Source organism: Streptomyces sp. NPDC047061, assembly GCF_040643955.1.
Lineage (GTDB): Bacteria > Actinomycetota > Actinomycetes > Streptomycetales > Streptomycetaceae > Streptomyces.
In genome coordinates this window covers 390781-411740 of the sequence record NZ_JBEYVI010000001.1, presented here as the reverse complement: position 1 = coordinate 411740, position 20960 = coordinate 390781, and the positions used below count along the sequence as shown (strand labels likewise).

Below are 20960 nucleotides of genomic sequence, written 5' to 3'. Positions count from 1 at the left end.
CCGGCCGGTCAGCGGCGGGCGTGACGTGGCGTCAGGAAGCCCGCGTCACGCGCCTGGGCGATGAGCCGGAGCGACCGCCGCCGGCTGTGCCCGGTCGCGCACATCACCGCGAGGACCGGGTCGAGGCCCTCCTCCTGTGCGGCCCGGTACTCCTGGGCGACCAGCCACCTCCCCTCGATGCCCCGCGGCCAGGCAGGCCGGGCGCGCCGCGAACCGCCGGAGTCATCGCCCTCGTCCGCCGCCTCGGGGTCCTCGTCCGCGTACGACTCCATCCCGCACGCCCGGCACAGCGGCTCCTCGATCCAGTCGGCGAGCACCGTCAGATCGGCCAGGGAGAGCGCGGGCCACGCCTTGACGTCCTCGATGGAGACCCGTCCCTCGGCCACCACGGCGAGCGCGTCGACCCGCGCGCCGTCCTCGAAGGCCAGCCGGACCTGGAACCACGAGGTGGCTCCCGCGTGCTCCTGCACCTCCCAGGCGGGCGACACGGACACCGTGCCGTCCTCCGCGCGCCGATCGGAAAGATTAAGAAACGATGCTTCTAGCACATACGCAACGTAACCTCATGATCACACTCCGAGTCCACGGACACGCGTCCGCGTCACCCCAGCGGCCCCTGTCGAGGCGGCCGGGCCGGTGGGATGCTGAAGACACCAGCCCCTCGGGCAAGGAGTCCCCCCGTGTTGCGTGTCGCCGTCGTCGGCTCCGGGCCGAGCGGGTGCTACACCGCCCAGAACCTCGTCCAGCTCGATCCCACCGTGCTCGTCGACGTACTGGACCGGTTGCCGTGCCCGTACGGACTGGTGCGGTACGGCGTCGCCCCCGACCACGAGAAGATCAAGTCGCTGCAGGGGAACCTGCGCACCGTCCTGGAGCACGAGCGGGTGCGGTTCCTCGGCGGGGTCCGGGTCGGGGGCCCGGGCGGGCTGCCGGTGGAGCGGCTGCGGGAGCTGTACCACGCGGTGGTGTACTGCGTGGGCGCCGCCACCGACCGGCGGCTCGGGATTCCCGGCGAGGAGCTGCCGGGCAGCTGGTCCGCGACCGAGTTCGTGTCCTGGTACAGCGCGCATCCGGACGCGATCGACGCCGGGTTCGTGCGGGACGCCCGGTCGGCGGTGGTCATCGGGGTCGGCAACGTCGCGGTGGACGTGGCACGGATGCTGGCCCGGGGGGTGGCGGAGCTGAGCCCCACCGACATGCCGCAGGCCGCCCTGACCGAGCTCGCGGCGAGCCGGATAAGAGACGTCCACGTGGTGGGCCGGCGCGGCCCGTCCCAGGCCCGCTTCACCACCAAGGAGCTGCGCGAGCTGGGCGCTCTGCCGGGCACCGAAGTCCTGTTGGACCCTGACGAGTTGGCGCTCGACTCGGCCTACGCCGACCCCTCCGCGCTGCCCGCCGCCCAGCGCCGCAACGTGGAGGTGCTGCGCGGCTGGGGCGGCGCCGGCGGCCGGGGTGCGGAGCGCAGCATCTGGCTGCGCTTCTTCCTGCGCCCGGTCGAACTCCTCGCCGACGGCGGGCGGGTGGGCGCGGTGCTCTTCGAGCGCACGGAGATCGACACGCGCGGCAGGGTGCGGGGCACCGGTCAGTACGAGACCGTCGAGGCGCAGTTGGTGCTGCGGTCGGTCGGTTATCGCGGAGTGCCGATGGACGGGCTCCCGTTCGACGAGGAGAGCGGCACCGTGCCGCACGAGGCGGGCCGGGTCCTGCAGGGCTGCTTCGGCCCGCCGGGAGACTACGTGGCCGGCTGGATCAAGCGCGGCCCGACCGGTGTCATCGGCACCAACCGGCCCGACGCCAAGGAGACCGTGACCTCCCTCCTGGAGGACGCGCCCGCGCTGCTGCGCAGGCAGGTACCGGAGGACACGGTGGCCGCGCTGCGCTCGGCGGGCATCGAGCCGGTCCCGTGGACGGGGTGGCAGGCGATCGAGCAGGCCGAGGCGGCGCTCGGCGCGCGGCTCGGCCGGAGCGTGGTCAAGCTGGCCGACTGGAACTCCCTGCTCACGGCGGCGCGATCGGGGGCGTAGCGGAATCACCCGCGATCAGGTGGGCATGACACGTATCGGCAACGAGTCGGAAATCAACAAACTGTTCAAGCCGCTTACCGTCTCGTGCTGCCCGGATGTCGTCCCCGCTCTGGAGTCCTCATGGCCACCACCAGCGCCTCCGTCCATCCCGTCGACGAGGTCCCACCCGTACGGCAGTTGGCCGCGTTCGGCCTCCAGCACGTGCTCGCGATGTACGCGGGCGCGGTCGCCGTTCCGCTGATCGTGGGCGGTGCGATGAAGCTGTCGCCCGCGGACCTGGCGTATCTGATCACCGCCGACCTGCTGGTGTGCGGCGTCGCGACACTCATCCAGTGTGTCGGCTTCTGGCGCTTCGGCGTGCGGCTGCCGATCATGCAGGGCTGCACGTTCGCGGCGGTCTCGCCGATGGTCCTCATCGGTACGACGGGCGGCGGACTCCCCGCGATCTACGGCTCGGTGATCGTGGCGGGTCTGGCGATCATGCTGCTCGCGCCCGTCTTCGGGAGACTGCTGCGCTTCTTCCCGCCGCTGGTCACCGGCACGGTGATCCTGATCATCGGGGTCTCGCTGCTGCCGGTCGCGGGCAACTGGGCGGCGGGCGGCGCCGGTGCGAAGGACTTCGGGGAGCCGAAGAACCTGGCGCTGGCGGCCTTCGTGCTCGCGGTGGTGCTCGGCGTGCAGCGGTTCGCGCCCGCCTACCTCGCCCGGATCGCGGTCCTGGTCGGCATCGCGGTGGGCCTGGCGGTGGCGGTGCCCTTCGGGTTCACGGACTTCAGCGGGGTCGGGGACGCGGACTGGCTGGGCATCAGCACGCCGTTCCACTTCGGGGCGCCGACGTTCAAGGCCTCGGCGATCGTCTCCATGCTGGTGGTGGCCCTGGTCACGATGACCGAGACGACAGGTGACCTGATCGCGGTCGGCGAGCTGACCGGCCGGAAGGTCGAGCCGGGCTCCCTCGCCGACGGCCTGCGCGCCGACGGCCTGTCGACCGTCCTCGGCGGTGTCTTCAACACCTTCCCCTACACGGCGTTCGCGCAGAACGTGGGCCTGGTCGGGATGACCCGGGTGCGCAGCCGCTGGGTGGTCGCGGCGGCCGGCGGCATCCTGGTGCTGCTCGGTCTGCTGCCGAAGCTGGGCGCGGTGGTCGCCGCGATTCCGGCCCCGGTGCTGGGCGGCGCGGGCCTGGTGATGTTCGGCACGGTCGCCGCGAGCGGCCTGCGGACCCTCGCGTCCGTCGACTTCCACGGCAACAACAACCTGACGGTGGTGGCCGTCTCGGTGGCGGTCGGCATGCTGCCGGTGGGTGTGCCGACGGTCTACGAGAAGTTCCCGGACTGGTTCCAGACGGTGATGAACAGCGGCATCAGCGCGGGGTGCCTGACGGCGATCGTGCTGAACCTGCTCTTCAACCACCTGCCGGCGCGGGCGGATTCGGCGCCGGGGGCGGTGCCGAGCGGGGCGGAATCCGCCTAGGCGCTCCGCTGGGGGTGCCGCGATGGGTTGTCATTCGGGTGCGGCGCCGCCGTGGCTGGTCGCGCAGTTCCCCGCGCCCCTTACGGGGCGCTGACGGACCGTCGCTGTCAGACACTCGCGGCGGACAGGTGCTCGTGGACCGCCAGCCAGGCCCCGTTGCCGTCGGCGCGGTGGAGGACGATGGTCTCGCGTTCGCGGAGCACCTCCTCGCCGGCCGTGGTGGAGACACGGGTGGTCACCGAGTGGGTGAACACGGCCGTGTCGCCGAGGAGTTGGAGGCGGCGGTCGGTGGAGTCGCAGGACAGGACGCGGAAGGCGTCCTCCTCGCTCCACTTCTGCCACAGGGCGCGGTACTCCTGGGTGGAGTCCAGCCGCCGTTCGGTGGTGTGGAAGACGAACGTGGCGTCGGGCGCGAAGGCGTCGAAGTAGTCGTCGGTGCGGCCCTCGGCGAAGGCGGCGATCAGGGCGTCCGCCGCCGCGAGGGCGGTGTCGTGGTCGTTGCTCAAGGCTTCGGCTCCGAGATCCGGGCCACGGCGCGGACGGGTGCGCCGTCCGCGCCGGGCAGGTGCAGGGGGAAGAGGCTGACGTGGACGTCGTGGCCGGAGTGCTGGGCGTCCAGGACCTCGGCGAGGTTGGTGAGGTTCTCGGCGATGACGGCGTCGGCGCCGCACAGGATGCGGTGGGCGGGCAGGGTCTCGCCAGGGGTGGGGTCGACGCTCAGCGCGTCGATGCCGACGGTGTACACGCCGCGGGCGACCAGGAGGGCGGCCGCCGCCTCCGTCAGGTAGGGGTGGGCGTGGTAGGCGTCGGTGCCCCAGTGCGCGGACCAGCCGGTGGCGATCAGCACGATCCGGCCGGCCGGGACGCGGGCGAGCAGGTCCGGCCCGATGGCCGCCCGGGGAGCGAGGCCCCGGGCGTCGACGACGTGGGCGGGTCCGTCGAACCGGTCCAGCGGCAGCTGGTCCAGCGCGGGCAGGCCGTCCTCGATGTGGGACGGCGCGTCCACGTGCGTGCCGGACTGCGAACCCATGTGCACCTGAAGGACGTTGACACCGTCCCGGGCCGCGGTGAGCGCGGGGCGGATGTCCACCTCCGGGTCGCCGGGGTAGACCGGCATGCCGGTGCGCAGCGGCACGGACAGGTCGATCAGGCGCATCCCGCTCACACCTCCGCGGGCTCGGGCGCGGCGACGGGGGCGCCGTCGGCGGCGGTGATCGGCGGCACCGGGGTGTCGACGGAGCGCACCAGCCGCGGGCCCTCGGGGCCGAAGACGGCGCGGGGCTCGGGGAAGAGCCACAGCAGGGCCAGGTAGAGGATCGCGGCGAGGCCCAGGCCGACGGGCAGGGAGATGTCCACGCCGCCCGCGAGGTCGCCCAGGGCGCCGACGAACTGGCCCGGGAGGTTGACGAACTGGACCGCGAGCAGGGCGGAGGCCAGCCAGGCGCTCATGCCGCGCCAGTTCCAGCCGTGCGTGAACCAGTAACGCCCGCCCCGCTGGCGGCGGTTGAAGACCTGGAGCGAGTCGGGGTCGTACCAGCCGCGGCGGGTGAGGAAGCCCAGGGTCATGATGATCATCCAGGGCGCGGTGCAGACGATGATCAGCGTCGCGAAGGTGGAGATCGACTGGGTCAGGTTGGCGGCGAACCGGCCGACGAAGATGAAGCAGATCGACAGGACGCCGATGAACACGGTGGCCTGCACCCGGCTGAACCGGGGGAAGACGCTGGCGAAGTCGAGGCCGGTGCCGTAGAGCGAGGTGGTGCCGGTGGACATGCCGCCGATCAGCGCGAGCAGGCAGACCGGCAGGAAGAACCAGGCCGGCGAGATCGCCAGCAGACCGCCGACGTAGTCCGGGGCGCTCGGGTCGAGGAAGTTCCCGGCCTTCGCGGCGATGATCGAGGCGGTCGCCAGGCCGAAGAAGAACGGCAGGATCGTCGCGATCTGGGAGAGGAAGGCGGCGCCCATGACCCGGCGGCGCGGGGTGTCGGCGGGGATGTAGCGGGCCCAGTCGCCGAGGAAGGCACCGAACGAGACGGGGTTGGAGAGCACGATCAGCGCGGAGCCGATGAACGCCGGCCAGAAGCCGGGGGTGCTCAGCGAGTGGAAGCTGCCCTGGTAGCCGGCGTCGAAGTCGCCGCCGAACGCGAACAGACCGAGGACGAAGAGCAGGGAGGCGGCGGCCACCGCGATCTTGTTCACGAAGAGCATGAAGCGGAAGCCGTAGATGCACACCGTCAGCACCAGCGCGGCGAACAGCCCGTACGCGAGCGCGTAGACGCCGTCGTTGGTCGGCAGGTGGAACATCCGGTGCGCGCCGCCGACGAGGGCGTCGCCGGAGGACCACACGGAGATGGAGAAGAAGGCGACCGCGGTCAGCAGGGAGAGGAAGGAGCCGACGACCCGGCCGTGCACGCCCAGGTGGGCGGAGGAGGACACCGAGTTGTTGGTGCCGTTCAGCGGCCCGAACACGGCCAGCGGCGCGAGGATCAGCGCGCCGACGGCGAGTCCGAGGCCGGTGGCCGCGAGGCCCTGCCAGAAGGAGAGCCCGAACAGGATCGGGAAGGCGCCGAGGACACAGGTGGCGAAGGTGTTCGCGCCGCCGAAGGCGACCCGGAACAGGTCGAGCGGCCGGGCGGTGCGGTCGGCGTCCGGGATGCGCTCGACACCGTAGGTCTCGATCTCGGTCAGCGACGGGGCGTCGTGCTGCTCCGCTTGGGGGCTGGTGGTCATGTCTGCTCCTCGCGAGGGCCGGCGGAGTCCAGGGTGAACAGGCTGATCAGGTCGTAGGCGACGTGCGACGCGGCGACGGAGGTGATGTCGGCGTGGTCGTAGGCGGGGGCGACCTCGACGACGTCGCCGCCGACGAGGTTGAGCCCGGCGAGGCCGCGCAGGATCTCCAGCAGCTCACGCGAGGTCATGCCGCCGGCTTCCGGGGTACCGGTGCCGGGGGCGTGGGCGGGGTCGAGGACGTCGATGTCGACGGAGACGTACAGCGGCCGGTCGCCGATGCGCTGCCGCAGCGCGTCCACGGTCTCGTCGACGCCGCGGCGCAACACGTCGGAGGAGGTGACGATGCCGAAGCCGAGGCGCCGGTCCTCCTCCAGGTCCCGCTTGCCGTACAGGGGGCCGCGGGTGCCGACGTGGCTGAGCGCCTCGGTGTCGACGATGCCCTCCTCGACGGCGCGGCGGAACGGGGTGCCGTGGGTGTACTCGGCGCCGAAGTAGGTGTCCCAGGTGTCGAGATGGGCGTCGAAGTGGAGGACGGCGACCGGTCCGTGCCGCTTGGCGACCGCGCGCAGCAGCGGCAGCGCGATGGTGTGGTCGCCGCCGATGGTGACGAGCTTCGTGCCGTCGGCCTGGAGGCGGGAGGCCTCGTGCTCGACGGTCTCGATCGCCTCGTTGATGTCGAAGGGGTTCACCGGGATGTCCCCGGCGTCGGCGACCTGCACCGCCGCGAACGGCGACACGTCGAGCGCCGGGTGGTACGGGCGCAGCAGCCGGGACGCCTCGCGCACCGCGGCCGGGGCGAACCGGGCGCCGGGGCGGTAGGAGACGCCGGTGTCGAAGGGCACGCCGACGACGGCGATGTCCGCGCGGGGCACCTCGTCCAGCCTCGGCAGCCGGGCGAAGGTCGCGGGTCCCGCGTAGCGGGGGATCCGGGAGGAGTCCACGGGTCCACGGGGCTCGGTCGTCATGGGGCGCCTTTCCTGTCGAGCCTGGGAGTGCACCGCCGGGTGGGCGGACCCTGGACCGGAGCTGGTGGTTCCGGTAGCGGGGGGATGCCTCAGTGTGCGGACGACCGACCGACAGGGTCAATTGTTGACGGCACGAAGAACTACAGTGGTCTTGTGTCCGACCACAAAGTGACTCCGCGTTCCGTCCTCACCGTCGGTGACCTGCTGTCCTTCCCGGCGTTGCAGATGCGACTGCTCGCGGGCGGCGGCGGCCTGGGCCGCACGGTCTCCTGGGCGCACGTCAGCGAGCTGGAGGACCCGACCCCCTGGCTCCAGGGCTCGGAGGTGATCATGACCGTGGGCCTGGCCGTGCCCCGTGGCGGCGAGGCGCAGCGGCGCTATCTGGAGCGGCTCGACGACGCGGGCGTCGCGGCGCTGGTGCTCAGTACCCAGCTGCGGACCCCGGCGCTGCGGCAGGCGTTCCTCGCCGCGGCCGAGGAGCGCGGTTTCCCGGTCCTCGAAGTGCCGCTCACGGTTCCCTTCGTCACCATCGCCCAGGAGGTCGCCGCCGCGGTCAGCGAGAAGTCCGCCGAACGGCTCGGCGCCCAGCTCCAGGTCTTCGGCGCGCTGCGGTGGATGGCCGAGGAGAACCTGGACATCCCCGCGCTCTTCGACCGCCTGGAGCAGCTCAGCGGCTACCGCATCTTCCTGTGCACCCCCCAGGGACGCCCCCTGCTGCCCGGCGTCGCGGCGCCGGAGGACCTCTCGGCGCTCCCGGCGGACCCGGACGCCCCGCCGACCGTGCCCGGCGGCTTCGTGCTGCCCGTCCTCGGCCCGGGCGGCGCGGCCGGCTACCTGGTCGCGCTGGAACAGGCCGGGGCCCGCCCGGCCGGGCTGGCCGTCGTCCAGCACCTGGCCACCGTCGCCGCCCTGCGGCTCGCGATGGTGCGCCAGGAACGCGAGGTCCTGCGGCGGGAGGGCGCGGAGACCCTCGCGGAGATGCTCCAGGACACCCTCGACCCGGCCGGCGCCCAGCGCCGGCTGGCCCACCACGGCCTGGACACCCAGCGGCCGGTCGTCCTCGCGGTGCTCCGGCGCGCCCAGGACGAGCAGCTGGACGGCGCGCTCTCCGACCACCCGCACCTGACCCTGCGCCGCGGCGAGGACCGGCTGGTCCTGGCCGAACCCGGCTTCACCGAGGCCCTGGCCGACCTGCCGGGCGCGGTGTGCGGGGTGAGCCGTCCCTTCGCCGTCGGCGAGCCCCTGCGGGTCGCCCGGCAGGAGGCGGAGTGGGCGGCCGGACGCGCCGAGGAGGCGGGCAAGCCGCTCCTGCACTACGGCGAGGACGCCACCGGGCGCTGGCTGCCCGAGGACCGGCGGCTGCTGTCGGCGCTGGTCGAGCAGGTGCTCGGCGAGGCCCTGCGCTACGACGCGGCGCACGGGTCGCAGCTGCTGGTCTCCGTCCGCACCTGGATGGAACGCGACCGTCGCACCGAGGACGCCGCCGCGGCACTCCACATCCACCCCAACACCCTCGCCTACCGGCTGCGCCGCTTCGGCGAGGTGACCGGCCGGGACCTGTCCACGACCGCCGCCTTCACCGAGGTCTGGTTGGCCGTGCGCGCGGCCACCGAGCTCGGCGTGGCGGTCGCGGGGCCGTAGCGGGCGCCCGCGTCACGGAGGTCCGCCGCGACACGTCGCCGCCAGCCGGTTGCGAAGGCAACGGTCGCGAGCCCGCCCGACGTAGAGTCGATCACGCTCGGCACCGGACGAGGAAGGGACGGCTCAGTGTCGGAGAACCCGCAGCACACGCACCCCGGCGACGACCCGGACGCCCCGAGCTGGACCCGGGCGGTGAAGATGCTCCAGGAAGCCGCTCCGATCACCGTCCCCGAGGGCGCCTCGGCGATGACCATCCATGTCGGGTGGGAGCCCGGCGATCCCGGAACCCCGCCGCACCGTCACTCCGGCCCGGCCTTCGGCTACGTCCTCAAGGGCGCGGTCCGCTTCGAGCTGGAAGGCGAGCCCGAGCGGATCGTCGAGGCGGGCGGCACGTTCTGGGAGCCGGGCGGCGACGTCATCCACTACCAGGACGGCAACGCCCTCCCCGACGCCAGGACCGAGTTCGTCGTCACCATGATGTGCGCGCCGGGCAGGCCCATGCTCGAACTGGTCGAGGAGGACGAGCTCAGGTCCCGCGCCCACCTGCGCGCCCCGCGGCCTGCCGGCTGACCCGTCTCGGGCGCCCGCACCGTCCGCAGTTCTCCACCCGGCCCGGGCCCGCTACGAGGTGCGGAACAGCCGCGTGGGCACCGCCGCCGCCAGCGCCCCGTACCCGGTCGGGTTGAGGTGCAACCAGTCCCCCACCTGGAGGTCTGCACGCAGGCGGCTCGGATCGGCCGGGTCCCGTACCACCCGGTCGAAGTCGATCACCGCGTCGAAGTGCCCCGGCCCCCGGATCCAGGCGTTGACGCGCTGCCGGGCCGCCTCCCGCACCCCGGCGCCGTCGTCGTAGGCGTTGCCGCCGAAGGGCAGCAGGGTGGCGCCGTAGACGCGGATGCCCTGGGCATGGGCGCGGACGACGATCTGCCGGTAGGCGGCGATCAGGTCGTCGGCGACGGCCTGCTGGGCCTGCGGGGTTGCGGCGGCGGTGCCGATGTCGTTGACGCCCTCGAAGACGATCAGCCAGGAGACCCCGCTGCGGGCGAGGACGTCGCGGTCGAGCCGGGCCAGGACGTTGGGGCCGAGGCCGTCGTCGAGGACCCGGTTGCCGCCGGCCGCCTGGTTGAGGACGGCGATGTCCGAGGTGGCGGCCCGGGACTGCAGGCGGTCGAAGAACTGGTCGGGCCAGCGGTCGTTGCCGTTGGTCGTGGACCCCCGGCCGTCGGTGAGGGAGTCACCGAGGACGGCCACGGCCCGGGTCGCGGCGGGTGCGAGGACCTCGACGTCGCTGAGGAGGTACCAGTGGTCGACCGCGGTCGCACCGGTCAGATCCGGGTCCTGCGTGTGGTCGCCGCCGACGAGGTACGACGTGGTGCGCGATCCCGGGTGCGAGGTGAGCGCCAGATCGGGCTGGCCCTGCGCGGTGTACGCCGTGACCGTGAGATCGGACCCCGCCGCCAGGTCGAAGTCGACGGGATCGGAGACGACCTGGGCCCCGACGGGTACGACGGTCGCGGCCCGCCCGGAGAACGTCACCCGGTGCAGGCTGCCGGGAACGATCGCGGCGGCCCCCGCCCTGCCGCCCGCCGGAAGCGCCACGGTCACCGAGGTGAGCGGGAGCGCGGTGTCGCCGTAGGCGTTGGAGAAGCGCAACCGGAGCCGGTGGGCGCCGACAGTCACCCGCACGGTCTGGCGCAGGGTGGTGTCGGCCAGGACCGACCTCTCCCCCGTGTAGGGCGCGGGCGGCAGATTGCCGGGCTCGGTGAGCTGGGGCATCCCGGTCCAGGTGTTCACCCAGTGGCCGCCCTGGCGGGCGGCCGAGGCGACCCGGCCGGGACCACGGACCAGCGCGGTGACGGCCGTGGCGGTCACCACCAGGGCCATGACGAGGACACAGGCGCTGAGGACCGTGGCGAGCGGCGCTCTGCCGGACTGCGGGACGGGCCCAGAGGCGGAGCCGGGTGCGGGTACGGACCTGGAGCCGGGCGTGGGAGGCACGTCGTTGTCCCTTTCTGATCGCGGCTCGGTGCGGCGTCGTGCGGGGAACTCCCGGCATGGTGACATGCACACAACCATCCATGGAAGCGCTCCCACGCCACTTCGCGGAATCGCCGGGGCAACCGGAACGAATGCTGCGCGAAGCGTTGACCAGAAAGCGCTTTCCCCCTACGTTCCGTTCAACACCCTGACCGGCACCTACCAATGGCCCCTCATTCGTCCAGGTGCCACCACATGGCGTTCCGCACCGTGAACACACGTCACCCATCTGCACGACCGACGGAACGCCGCCACAGGACCCCCCACTCGAGAGAAGGCATACGGGACATGACTTCACGAGCACGGAGCAGTGTGCGCGCACTGCTGGGCGGGACGGCCGCCCTGGGACTCTCACTTGGCATGCTCATGCTCACCGAAACCTCGGCGGAGGCCGCCACCTGGCCGACCGCCAGCGGCAGCCAGGCCGTCAGCGCGACGATCAAGCTGTCGGGTACGAAGGACTACGGGATGCTGCGCCTGTACGGCAGCGGCGACCTGGGCAGCGGCGGACAGAGCGAGGACCAGGATCCGATCCTCGATCTGGCGGCCGGCACCGTCCTGAAGAACGTCATCATCGGTGCGCCCGCCGCGGACGGCATCCACTGCGAGGGCAGTTGCACCCTGCAGAACGTGTGGTGGGAGGACGTCGGCGAGGACGCGGCGACCTTCCGCGGCTCCTCGTCGTCCAACGTGTACACCGTCTCCGGCGGCGGCGCGAAGGAAGCCAGCGACAAGGTGTTCCAGTTCAACGGCGCCGGGACACTGAACGTGTCCAACTTCGCGGTACAGAACTTCGGCAAGCTGGTCCGCTCGTGCGGCAACTGCTCCACGCAGTACAAGCGCACCATCAACCTCAACACCATCGAGGCGACGTACAAGGGCAGCGCGCTGGTCGGAATCAACACCAACTACGGCGACAGCGCGACGCTGAAGAACATCACGATCGTCGGGGACAGCAGCAAGAAGATCGTGCCCTGCCAGAAGTACATCGGCAACAACACCGGCGCGGAACCACCGACCAACGGGGGCGGACCGGACGGGACGTACTGCAAGTACGCGAGCTCGGACATCACTTACAAGTGAGCCGGGGCGGTGGGGCCGCCGCCTCCCACCGGGCGACGGCGGCCCCACCGGCACCCTCGGGGACGGCGGCGGTCACTCGATCCCGAGGGGCCCGATGCCCAGGTCCTCGCGCATGAGGCGACGCATCCGCGCCATGGCCGCACGCCGTACCCCCACGAGGCTCGCCTCCTCGGCGGAGCCCACCGCCACGCCCCGGGCGTAGGCGTCGCGTATCGCGCGTACGCCGTGGAACGCCTCGTTCCCCGCCGCGACGACCTGTGGCATGCCCACGAGCCAGAGGCGTTCGCTCGCCGTGTAGAGGCCGGAGCCACGGACCGCCTCCCGCACGGCCGCGTCACGCACCGAATCCGACATGTGATCCCCCAGGGCGACGGCCCGCATCTCTTCGCCTGCCGCCTTGAGGGCGGAGGCGAACTCCGTGTACACCTCGCGCCGTACTTCCAACGCATGCCTGAGCTCCTCGCGCCGCCACCGGTTGCGATCGGCGATCAGAGTGGCCGCGATGCCGATCACAGCACCGGTCAGCGTGGAGAGAAGCGACATCCAGTCCATGTGCGGCAGCTTGTCCCAACCGGCGCACCGCCACCAGTGGCTCTCGCGGCGGAGGCGATCCCGTCGACCGCTTCTTCCTGCGGATCTCCGGCGACCGGGCCAGGTCGAGATACCGAGCGGGCGGCTCGGGCGCGCCCGATCAGGCCCGGGTCACCGGTGCCTGCAGCTCCGTCACCCAGTCGTCACGGTTCTCCGGGCACTCCAGATTGACCTCGCGGGGGTATCCGTTCGACCGGTAGCCGTTGGCATCGGTCCAGCGGGCCAGGGTCTGGGCGGTGGGCAGCACGGTGTCCATCGAACCGCGGTGCACGATGGTCGCCGCCTGCTCCAGGGACGGCAGGTCCAGGACGCGGAAGGCGCCGTCCTGGAGAGGCGCGGAGACCTGCACGGCGGCGTGGACGCTGATCCTGCCGCCGCCCTCCGGAGCGTCCTCGTAGTACGCGACACCGGGACCCGTGGCGGCGATCCCCGCCGTTTCCAGGTGCCGGAACAGTTCGTCGTAGAGCGGCCCGATGACCGGGCCGATGTCCTCGGGCCCGTAGCTCGCGGCGGTCGCGGTCAGTTCCGCCACCCGGACCGTGGGGACGCTCTTGACGACAACGTCGTTCGTGGGCATGTGGCCCTCGCTCTCGATCGCTCGGAGCCTCGCCTCGACCTGGACCAGCCGTGCTCCCGCGGCGGCCACGGCGGTCTCCAGTTCTGCCCGCCGCAGCCGCAGCATGCCGCGCAGTTCCTCGGCGCCGACCTTCTCGTCCACGATGTCCAGGACCTGCTGAAGGGTGAATCCGAGGTCCTTGAGCGCGATGATCCGGTTGAGGCGGGCGAGTTGGGCAGCGGTGTAGTAGCGGTAGCCGCTGGCGGGGTCGACGTGGGCCGGGCGCAGCAGGCCGGTCGCGTCGTAGTGACGCAGCATCCGGACCGAGACGCGGCCGTGCCGGGCGAAGTCTCCGATGGTGAACATGATGTCTCCGAGCTGACCGCCTGACACGGTGTGAGGGTCAAGAAGCTACTCGGCGGCGGAGGAACACCGAGAGCGTGGGCCGTCACCGGCGCAGTGGGCACAGCTACCGGCCGTCCCCGTCAGGCGAGTCCCCAAGTGAGTGGTCAGGTCCCGTGAGTGGGTGATCAGGTCCCGTCGTCGTGCGCCCCTCGGCGCAGAAGCCGTCGCGCCACCGTGTGCGTTCCGGCCGTGGCCGCCGCCGCCAGCGCGAGCCCCTGCAGCAGTTCGCGTGGACGTGCGGGTCGTAGGACACCGGCTCGCCGCAGTCGGCCGCGAGCCCACAGGGCGAAGGGGATGACCACCAACGGTGAAGTGACCGCACCGGGCGTGTATCCACGGACGGTGGCGGCCTGGGCCAGATGCACCAGCGCGTGCAGCCCGAACCCGTTGAGAGCCCCTTGGTAGAAGCCTGAGCGTCCACCCGTGCGGTGCCCGTCGGCCGCAGCGCCGGCCACCACCACGGCCATCCCGGCGACGGCCGTGGCGAACTCCCGCCCGTCCACGGACTCCAGCCGCAGCCACACTCGTTCCGGCACCCAAGGTCACCCCGACCCCGACCCCTGCACCGCCATCGCCCACCCCGTGTCCACTCATGAACAAGAAGTCTGGCAGCACGCAAAAGGATTTGAGCGAGGCCGCGACCCGCTGTTAGCTTCGTGGTGGACCGTGAAGTCGTCGTATGGAGGTGAGCCCCGTGAACGCTGTTACCCGTGGGTGCTCCCTCAACCCGTCACGGTCCGGCGGCTGACGTTCGGTGTCGCCAGGAGCGCCTGAGATCGAGGCACTCCTGGAGGGAGACTCCGATGGACACGAAGCCTTTCACATCCGGCCTGAGCGAGAACGCGGTACTGGTCACGCGCGTCGCGGACAGGCAATGGCATGCGCTGGACGACGACCTGGTGGTCGGCCGCGGGCATGCGCAACACCGGCCGGACGGACGCCTGTTCGTCAGTATCGACGCCTGGCACGACGCCGCCTTCGACCGGCTCGCCGAGGCGATGCTGGCGGAGCTGCCGGCGCCGCTGTACACGCTGGTCGACGAGGCCGACGCCGAGCTGACGGCCGGCTGGCGGCGGGCCGGTTTCACGGTCCGGCGCCGCGAGTGGGAGTACGTCGTGCCGACCGACCCGCGGGTCACCGGGCTCGAAGAAGTCCTGCCGCCCGCGGGCGTGACGATCGTGCCCGCCGGCCAGGCGGACGAGAGTCTGCTGCGGGCTGTGGACCGCGCGATCCGTGACGAGGTCGAGGCGACCGTCGGGTGGCATTCGATGCCCGCGGAGGTGATTCCCTGCCGCGAGGGCGACACCGTCGTCGACCCGTCGAAGTACGCGGTGGCGGCGGCACCCGACCACTACCTGGGGCTGATCCGGGTGGTGACGGTGAAACGGCCGCGCATCGGGCTGCTCGCGGTCCGGGCCGGCGAACAGCGCCGCGGCATCGCACGGGCGCTGCTGGCCCACGCGCTGGGGACGCTGCACCGCTCCGGGTGCACCACGGCCTGGACCGAGGTCCAGGAGTCCAACCAGGCGGCCTCGGCGCTGTTCGAGGGCATCGGCGCCCGGCCGACGAGCAGCAACCTGGAGCTGGTTCGATGACGAGGAACAAGAACGTCATCGAAGTCGAGGGCAAGGTCGTCGAGTGCCTGCGCAGCGCCATGTTCACCGTGGAGCTCGAGAACGGCCACCAGGTGCTCGCGCACATCAGCGGGAAGATCCGCAAGAACTACATCAGGATCATGCTGGAGGACCGGGTGCTGGTGGAGCTCCCGCCGTACGACCTGACACGCGGCAGGATCGTGTTCCGGTACCGGAACTAGCGGCGGCCGGCACCTCGCGCGGTAGCTGAACCCGGGGCCGGACAGGGCCGGGTGGCCGGGTTTCCGGCCACCCGGCTCGGGTCAGCAGTCCGACACCGGTAGCCGACGTCGACGGTGTCGAGTGCGATCACGTCGGCGTGCCGGTGGTGCCGGCGCCCGGTCGCGAGGTCGGCGATGCCGGCTACGAGGTCGCTCCAGTGATGGACGGGCCATGCCCTTCAGTAAGCGAAGAGGCCGGCAGGCCGGTGCCCGTTCCGCGCAGAGCCTCGCCGGGTCACACCTCCACGAGGCCGAGCTGGCGCAGCATGCCGAGTTCGTCGCTGCTTCCCCAGCGTTCGACGAGTTTGCCGTCGCTGTCGAAGCGGCTGATCTGCATGCCTCGGTAGCTCACCTTCCTGCCGGTCGCCGGTCGCCCCCTCAGCGGTCCCAGGTGCGTCCCGGAGATGACATAGGCGAACGCCAACTCGTCGTCGGTGGCGACCAGGTGCTCCACCTGGAGGTCCAGGTCGGGAAAGGCTGTTCGCAACTCGCCGAACATGGTCTTGTACCCGCCGGGCCCGGACGTCTGCCCCGGCGCGGGATCATGGTCCGTCGAGTTGGTCGCGACGATCTCGTCCAGGGCATCGAGGTCGCCGGCGACGACGGCCTCTCCGAAAGCGGTCTGTGCGGCGATGTTCGTCTGCTGAGCCATGCGCAACTCCCGGAGCTTCCGGGCCCCTGGCCTGTCCGTAGGCCGCGAAGCCCACTCACACGGTATTTCGACCGTACACCGGTCACACATCACCGGCATGTCTGCGCGGCGGCCCTTCGGCGCAGGTCTTCGGTGCAGGTCTTCGGTGCAAATCTTCGGCGCAGGTCTTCGTGGCGCGGCGCCGGACGTCGTCGGCCGACTGCGCGGGCGCCGTAGGGCGTATCCCGTGTCCCGGCCGGGTCAGTCGGGATACGGGATACCCGCGGGGTCGCCCATCTCCGCCCGGTAGCCGGCGTACGCGGCGCGCAGTTCGTCGCCCGGCCAGTCGGTGGGCAGGAGTTCCGGGGGCAGGACCGGGTCGGTCAGCAGGTGGCGTACCGCTGCCGCGAAGACCGTGAAGAGGTCGGCGGGGAGGCGGGATGCGGCCGCCCGGGTCAGCAGGGCACGGGCGGTGGCTGACCAGGTGGCCAGCGGCCAGAGGGCGGCGGCCAGTTCGGGCGCGGGACGGTCGGGGCGGGCCGTGTAGGACTGGGCGGTGTCCGCCAGGTCCGCGGGGAGCGGCCGCGCGAGGTTCGCCGGGCGGAGCCAGACGCCCTCGCGGAGTTCGGCCAGGCGGAGGGAGGTCAGGCGGGTACGCAGGTCGGCTCGTGCGGCGGGGCCGCGGCCCGTGGCCGTGACGACCACCATCTCCCAGTCGCCCCGCCACGCGCGCGTGCGGGGCCGTACCGCCTCGTCCTGGCGGTGCTGGCGGGCCAGCAGCCGGTCGCTGAGGCCGTAGACGGCATCGTCGGTGCGGCGCAGGTCACCGGCCGCCGTCATGCGGCTGAGCGCGGCCCGGAGCGTGGAGCCGCCGACGCCGAAGGGCTCGACGAACCGGATCAGGTCCTTCACCGGCAGCTCCGGCGGATGCGTGCCCAGCAGCAGGCTCAGCACGACCGACCGGGCGGACAGGGGTCGCAGGTCGACGTCGGCGGGCTCGGCGGACACGTCGTTCATGCGCATGGTCACGTACTGTACGTGCGGCGCGATATTGCAGTATTGCTACGGTCGCGGAAATACTGCAACACTGGAGCCATGGACTCGACCGTCGCGCCTCCGCAGCCGCAGTACGCCACTCATGACGTCACCAACCAGCCGCCGCCGCTCGCCCCGTACGACGCCTCCGACGACCCGGCCCTGATCGAGGCGCTGCGCCGGGAGGGGGCGGAGTGGGCCGAGGAGGGGATCCGGCGGCTCGGCGTGCGGGCCGGGAGCGCTGAGGCGCAGGAGTGGGGTGAGCTGGCCAACCGGCACGAGCCGGAGCTGCGCACCCACGACCGGTACGGCAACCGGGTCGACGAGGTCGACTTCCACCCCAGCTGGCACCACCTGATGCGGGTGGCGGTGGAGGAGGGGCTGGCCGGGACCGCCTGGGCGGACGACCGGGCGGGGGCACACGTCGCGCGGACGGCGGGCGGACTGGTGTGGGGGCACACCGAGTCCGGACACGGCTGTCCCACGTCGATGACGTACGCGGCCGTCCCGGCGCTGCGCGCCCAGCCCGAGCTGGCCAAGGTGTACGAACCGCTGCTGACCAGCCGCGCGTACGAGCCGGGGCTGCGCGTGCCGACCGAGAAGCCGGGGCTGCTCGCGGGGATGGGCATGACCGAGAAGCAGGGCGGTTCGGACGTACGGACGAACACGACGGCGGCCACGCCCACCGCCGAGCCGGGCGTCTACACCCTGCGCGGGCACAAGTGGTTCACCTCGGCTCCGATGTGCGACGTCTTCCTGGTGCTGGCCCAGGCGCCGGGCGGCCTGTCCTGCTTCCTGGTGCCGCGCGTGCTGCCCGACGGCAGCCGCAACGCGTTCCGCATCCAGCGCCTGAAGGACAAGCTCGGCAACCGCTCCAACGCGTCCTCCGAACCGGAGTTCGACGGAACGGTGGCCTGGCTGGTCGGGCCCGAGGGGCGCGGCGTGAAGACCATCATCGAGATGGTCAACTGCACCCGGCTGGACTGCGTGATGAACTCGGCGACCCTGATGCGCAAGACGCTCGTGGAGGCGGGCCACCATGTGCGGCACCGCAGCGCGTTCGGTGCCCGGCTCGTCGACCAGCCGCTGATGCGCAACGTGCTGGCCGACCTGGCCCTGGAGTCGGAGGCCGCGACCACGCTCACCCTGCGGCTTGCGGGGGCGGCGGACCGCGCGGTGCGCGGGGACGAGCAGGAGCGGGCCTTCCGGCGGATCGCCACCGCCGTCGGCAAGTACTGGGTCACCAAGCGCGGTCCGGCCTTCACCGCGGAGGCCCTGGAGTGCCTGGGCGGCAACGGATACGTCGAGGACTCGGGCATGCCCCGGCACTACCGCGAGGCCCCGCTGCTGTCGATCTGGGAGGGCTCGGGGAACGTCAACGCGCTCGACGTGCTGCGGGCGCTGTCCCGCGAACCCGGCGCCGCCGACGCCCTGTTCGGCGAACTCGCGCACGCGCGCGGGGCGGACACCCGGCTGGACGCCGCCGTGACCCGGCTGAAGACCGAATTGGCCGAGACCGACCAGGTGGGGGCGCGCCGGCTGGTCGAGCGGATGGCGCTGGCGCTGCAGGCCTCGCTGCTGGTGCGGTACGCCCCGGCCGCCGTGGCGGACGCCTTCTGCGCGACCCGGCTCGGCGGCGACTGGGGGCACGCGTTCGGCACCCTGCCCGCCGGCGCCGGGTTCGACGCGATCCTGGAGCGGGCCCTGCCTGGCCGGAACTGACCCCTGCACGGCGGGTCTTCGGCCGGTGACCGCCGCCGGATCGCACACAGTCGTCGTCCGATTCCGCATCGTTGTCAGTGCTGTGGTGCAGACTCCGGATCAGGTGGTACTCGCCTGGGGAGGACAACGTGTTCACGGGGATCGACGAGGTCGACTGGGCGTCGCTGCGGCACGCGTACGGCAGCGCTGCGGACGTGCCCGGTCTGCTGCGCGGGCTGGCCTCGGCGGACGCGGCCGAACGGGAGGCCGCGCTCGAGGGGATGTACGGCTCGGTGCACCACCAGGGGAACGTGTACGACTCGACGCTCGCCTGCGTCTCGTTCCTCTTCGCCATCGCCTCCCGTACGGAGGTGCAGGACCGGGGCGCCATAGTGGAGCTGCTGGTCAGCATCGGCTCGGAGAGCGCCGGTGCACGGGCCCGGGCCGCCGTCCGCGCCGGCGCCGGGGCGTTCGTGCCACTGGCCGACGACCCGTGCCCCGCGGTACGCCGGGCGGCGGCCGGGGCGCTGGTCCGGTTCCTCGACGAACCGGACCTGGTGCTGCCGCTGTTACGGCGCCGGATGGCGGTCGAGCGTGACGAGCAGGTGCTGCTCGCCCTCACCGAGGCCCTCGGGCTGTTCGTACGGCGCTGTCCTGCCCACGCGGCCGCGGCCGTGGACCTGCTGGCCGCGCAGAGCGGGCCGCCGTACGCCCCGGGGGCGCGGCTGGCCGCTCTCGGGCAGCTGGGCCTCGGCGCGCCGGAGCGGCTGCCCGCCGACCTGGTGCCGACCGCGGTCCGGCTGCTCAGGGAGCGGTCCGAGCGGCGGACGGCCGGACCGGACCGGGTGGACGCGGACTCCCTGGTCGGCCGGATACGGCGACTGCGGCCGTCCGACGAGGAGGGTTCCTACCTGCTGCGCACCCTGCACCGGGCGCTGGACGACCGGGTGGCGGACCGGATCGCCCTGCTCGTCGGCCAGTTGAGCAGCCCGGACCCGATGGACCGGTGCAACGCGGTGTGGATGTCGGCCGGACTGTTCCGGGAGTGGCGGGCGGACTTCTCGGCGCCCGTCGCGCTGATCGGCAGGCAACTGGGCCGCGAGCAGGACCAGTTGCGGGACGCGGCCGTCTCGGTGCTCACGGAGTTGTTCGGGCTCGCCGCGCCCGCCGCGGACGAGCTGCACGCGCTGGTGACCGTGCGGCCCGACCTGTGGGTGCACACCTGGGAGCGCGGCAGACCCTCGTTGGGCGGTCCGCTCAAGGCGCTGGCCAGAAGCGGCGATCCGCGTGCGGTGCCGGCCCTGGCCCAGTTGCTGGCGAGACCGGTGGTGCCCGGCGGGCTGGGCTTCGAGATCGTGCACCTGGGCCCGGCGGCCGCCCCGCTCGCGCCCGCGCTGCGGCACCGGCTCGGCCAGGTCGACCTGGGCTCGCCCGAGGCCGCCGAGTCGGCCGCTCCGCTGCTGGCGGCCGTCACCGCCCTCAGGGACCCGGCGGCGGTGCCGGAGGTACTGCGGCTGCTGCGCGGGGCACCGGACGGGCTGGGGGCCCGGGAGGCCCTCGTGGGGCAGGCGGTACGGGCGCTCGACGCCCTGGGCGCGGCGGCCCGGGCGGCGGCGCCGGTCCTGCGGGGGCTCCTGGACACCCGGCACGCGGCCGTGGCGGCGGGGGCCCTGTGGTCGGCGGAGGGGGACGTGGACGCCGTACTGCCCGTGCTGCTGCGGGAGCTGACGCACGGTCGTGGCCGCAGCGCGCGGACGGCGGCCGGGCAGCTGGGGCGGCTGGGGGCGGGCGCACGCGACGCGCTGCCCGCGCTGCGCCGGCTGGCCGGGTCCGACAGGGTGTGGGAACGCACGGCGGCCGCCGAGGCGTGGTGGCGGATCGACGGGGATCCGGAACCCGTACTGCCGGTGTTCCGGACCGCCTGGTCGGAGAATCCGTACACGCGGGACGCGATCGCCGAGTGCCTGGCCGGCATGGGCCCGGCGGGCGCGCCGCTGCATGACCTGGTGACGGCCGAACTCACCGGCGTCCGGCGGCACATGGCACGGCCGGGCGGGTACGGCAGCCACGACATCGCCCAGGACGAGCGGCTGCTCGCCAACTGCCGCAGGGTGCTGGCGGGTCGGTGACCAGCAGCCGGGCCGCAGGATGCCGGCGAGCCGGTGACCAGTGACCGGGCCGCGGGCGCGGCCGGGTCGGCGACCGGATGCCGGGCGCGGCCGGGTCAGGGGCG

The 20960-nt window shown here is 72.6% G+C and carries 19 protein-coding genes and 1 pseudogene; 9 read left to right on the top strand and 11 right to left on the bottom strand.

The features are described 5' to 3' along the window. Positions 1 to 8: 8 nt before the first annotated feature. Entirely contained in the window at positions 9 to 494 is a 486-nt protein-coding gene (locus ABZ887_RS01910; RefSeq protein WP_361281831.1) for a DUF6214 family protein, read from the bottom strand. 186 nt (positions 495 to 680) lie between these two features. On the opposite strand from ABZ887_RS01910, the gene ABZ887_RS01905 reads away from it, so the two are divergent. Both ABZ887_RS01905 and ABZ887_RS01900 read left to right on the top strand, forming a co-directional pair. Beyond that, positions 681 to 2024, top strand: a complete 1344-nt coding sequence (locus ABZ887_RS01905; RefSeq protein ID WP_361281829.1) for an FAD-dependent oxidoreductase — start codon at positions 681 to 683, stop codon at positions 2022 to 2024. A gap of 120 nt (positions 2025 to 2144) precedes the next feature. Beyond that, positions 2145 to 3497, top strand: coding sequence for a nucleobase:cation symporter-2 family protein (locus tag ABZ887_RS01900; RefSeq protein ID WP_361281827.1), 1353 nt, complete (start codon positions 2145 to 2147; stop codon positions 3495 to 3497). A gap of 107 nt (positions 3498 to 3604) precedes the next feature. Here ABZ887_RS01900 and ABZ887_RS01895 read toward each other — a convergent pair whose 3' ends face one another. The 4 genes from ABZ887_RS01895 to speB are packed head-to-tail and all read right to left on the bottom strand — an operon-like array spanning position 3605 to position 7192. Next, positions 3605 to 4003 (bottom strand): nuclear transport factor 2 family protein, encoded by a 399-nt coding sequence (locus ABZ887_RS01895; RefSeq protein WP_361281825.1) that lies wholly within the window; start codon positions 4001 to 4003, stop codon positions 3605 to 3607. Beyond that, positions 4000 to 4653 carry a cyclase family protein gene (locus ABZ887_RS01890; protein ID WP_361281823.1) on the bottom strand — a complete coding sequence of 218 codons (654 nt, stop codon included), beginning with the start codon at positions 4651 to 4653 and terminating at the stop codon, positions 4000 to 4002. The genes ABZ887_RS01895 and ABZ887_RS01890 overlap by 4 nt, the downstream gene beginning before the upstream one ends. Positions 4654 to 4658: 5 nt before the next feature. Next, positions 4659 to 6227, bottom strand: coding sequence for a cytosine permease (locus tag ABZ887_RS01885; RefSeq protein WP_361281821.1), 1569 nt, complete (start codon positions 6225 to 6227; stop codon positions 4659 to 4661). Further along, a complete protein-coding gene (gene speB / locus ABZ887_RS01880; protein ID WP_361281819.1) occupies positions 6224 to 7192 on the bottom strand; it encodes an agmatinase in 969 nt (322 codons plus the stop codon). The genes ABZ887_RS01885 and speB overlap by 4 nt, the downstream gene beginning before the upstream one ends. 153 nt (positions 7193 to 7345) lie before the next feature. Between speB and ABZ887_RS01875 the strand changes: the two genes are divergently transcribed. Further along, positions 7346 to 8833 carry a PucR family transcriptional regulator gene (locus tag ABZ887_RS01875; RefSeq protein ID WP_361281817.1) on the top strand — a complete coding sequence of 496 codons (1488 nt, stop codon included), beginning with the start codon at positions 7346 to 7348 and terminating at the stop codon, positions 8831 to 8833. Positions 8834 to 8959: 126 nt separating this feature from the next. Next, positions 8960 to 9403, top strand: a complete 444-nt coding sequence (locus tag ABZ887_RS01870; protein WP_361281815.1) for a cupin domain-containing protein — start codon at positions 8960 to 8962, stop codon at positions 9401 to 9403. Between the two features lie 51 nt (positions 9404 to 9454). Here the strand turns inward: ABZ887_RS01870 and ABZ887_RS01865 are convergent, their stop codons facing one another. Next, on the bottom strand, positions 9455 to 10717 hold the full coding sequence (locus tag ABZ887_RS01865; protein WP_361282422.1) for an SGNH/GDSL hydrolase family protein: 1263 nt from the start codon (positions 10715 to 10717) through the stop codon (positions 9455 to 9457). A 441-nt stretch (positions 10718 to 11158) separates the two neighbouring features. On the opposite strand from ABZ887_RS01865, the gene ABZ887_RS01860 reads away from it, so the two are divergent. Continuing rightward, on the top strand, positions 11159 to 11953 hold the full coding sequence (locus ABZ887_RS01860; protein WP_361281813.1) for a pectate lyase: 795 nt from the start codon (positions 11159 to 11161) through the stop codon (positions 11951 to 11953). Positions 11954 to 12025: 72 nt separating this feature from the next. Here ABZ887_RS01860 and ABZ887_RS01855 read toward each other — a convergent pair whose 3' ends face one another. The 3 genes and pseudogenes from ABZ887_RS01855 to ABZ887_RS01845 form a co-directional block, all read right to left on the bottom strand. Then, complete coding sequence (locus ABZ887_RS01855; protein ID WP_361281811.1) at positions 12026 to 12505, bottom strand: hypothetical protein; 480 nt, start codon at positions 12503 to 12505, stop codon at positions 12026 to 12028. A gap of 139 nt (positions 12506 to 12644) precedes the next feature. Then, positions 12645 to 13466: a MerR family transcriptional regulator gene (locus ABZ887_RS01850; protein WP_361281809.1), complete on the bottom strand. Its 822-nt coding sequence runs from the start codon at positions 13464 to 13466 to the stop codon at positions 12645 to 12647. A 164-nt stretch (positions 13467 to 13630) separates the two neighbouring features. Then, positions 13631 to 14047: pseudogene (locus ABZ887_RS01845) on the bottom strand (HXXEE domain-containing protein); the annotation flags it as partial. A 261-nt stretch (positions 14048 to 14308) separates the two neighbouring features. Between ABZ887_RS01845 and ABZ887_RS01840 the strand changes: the two are divergent. Together ABZ887_RS01840 and infA are read left to right on the top strand one after the other, a co-directional pair. Then, positions 14309 to 15100, top strand: coding sequence for a GNAT family N-acetyltransferase (locus ABZ887_RS01840; RefSeq protein WP_361281806.1), 792 nt, complete (start codon positions 14309 to 14311; stop codon positions 15098 to 15100). Beyond that, positions 15097 to 15321 (top strand): translation initiation factor IF-1, encoded by a 225-nt coding sequence (infA, locus tag ABZ887_RS01835; protein WP_361281801.1) that lies wholly within the window; start codon positions 15097 to 15099, stop codon positions 15319 to 15321. The genes ABZ887_RS01840 and infA overlap by 4 nt, the downstream gene beginning before the upstream one ends. 274 nt (positions 15322 to 15595) lie before the next feature. On the opposite strand, the gene ABZ887_RS01830 is transcribed toward infA, so the two are convergent. Together ABZ887_RS01830 and ABZ887_RS01825 are read right to left on the bottom strand one after the other, a co-directional pair. Beyond that, the gene (locus ABZ887_RS01830; RefSeq protein WP_361281798.1) at positions 15596 to 16012 is read right to left on the bottom strand and encodes an ester cyclase; all 417 of its coding nucleotides are present in this window, start codon (positions 16010 to 16012) and stop codon (positions 15596 to 15598) included. 240 nt (positions 16013 to 16252) lie between these two features. Further along, positions 16253 to 17014, bottom strand: coding sequence for a PaaX family transcriptional regulator C-terminal domain-containing protein (locus ABZ887_RS01825; RefSeq protein WP_361281795.1), 762 nt, complete (start codon positions 17012 to 17014; stop codon positions 16253 to 16255). A 72-nt stretch (positions 17015 to 17086) separates the two neighbouring features. Between ABZ887_RS01825 and ABZ887_RS01820 the strand changes: the two genes are divergently transcribed. Together ABZ887_RS01820 and ABZ887_RS01815 are read left to right on the top strand one after the other, a co-directional pair. Beyond that, entirely contained in the window at positions 17087 to 18748 is a 1662-nt protein-coding gene (locus ABZ887_RS01820) for a DNA alkylation response protein (protein ID WP_361281792.1), read from the top strand. A gap of 128 nt (positions 18749 to 18876) precedes the next feature. Further along, positions 18877 to 20856 (top strand): HEAT repeat domain-containing protein, encoded by a 1980-nt coding sequence (locus tag ABZ887_RS01815; RefSeq protein ID WP_361281790.1) that lies wholly within the window; start codon positions 18877 to 18879, stop codon positions 20854 to 20856. Positions 20857 to 20960 lie beyond the last annotated feature (104 nt).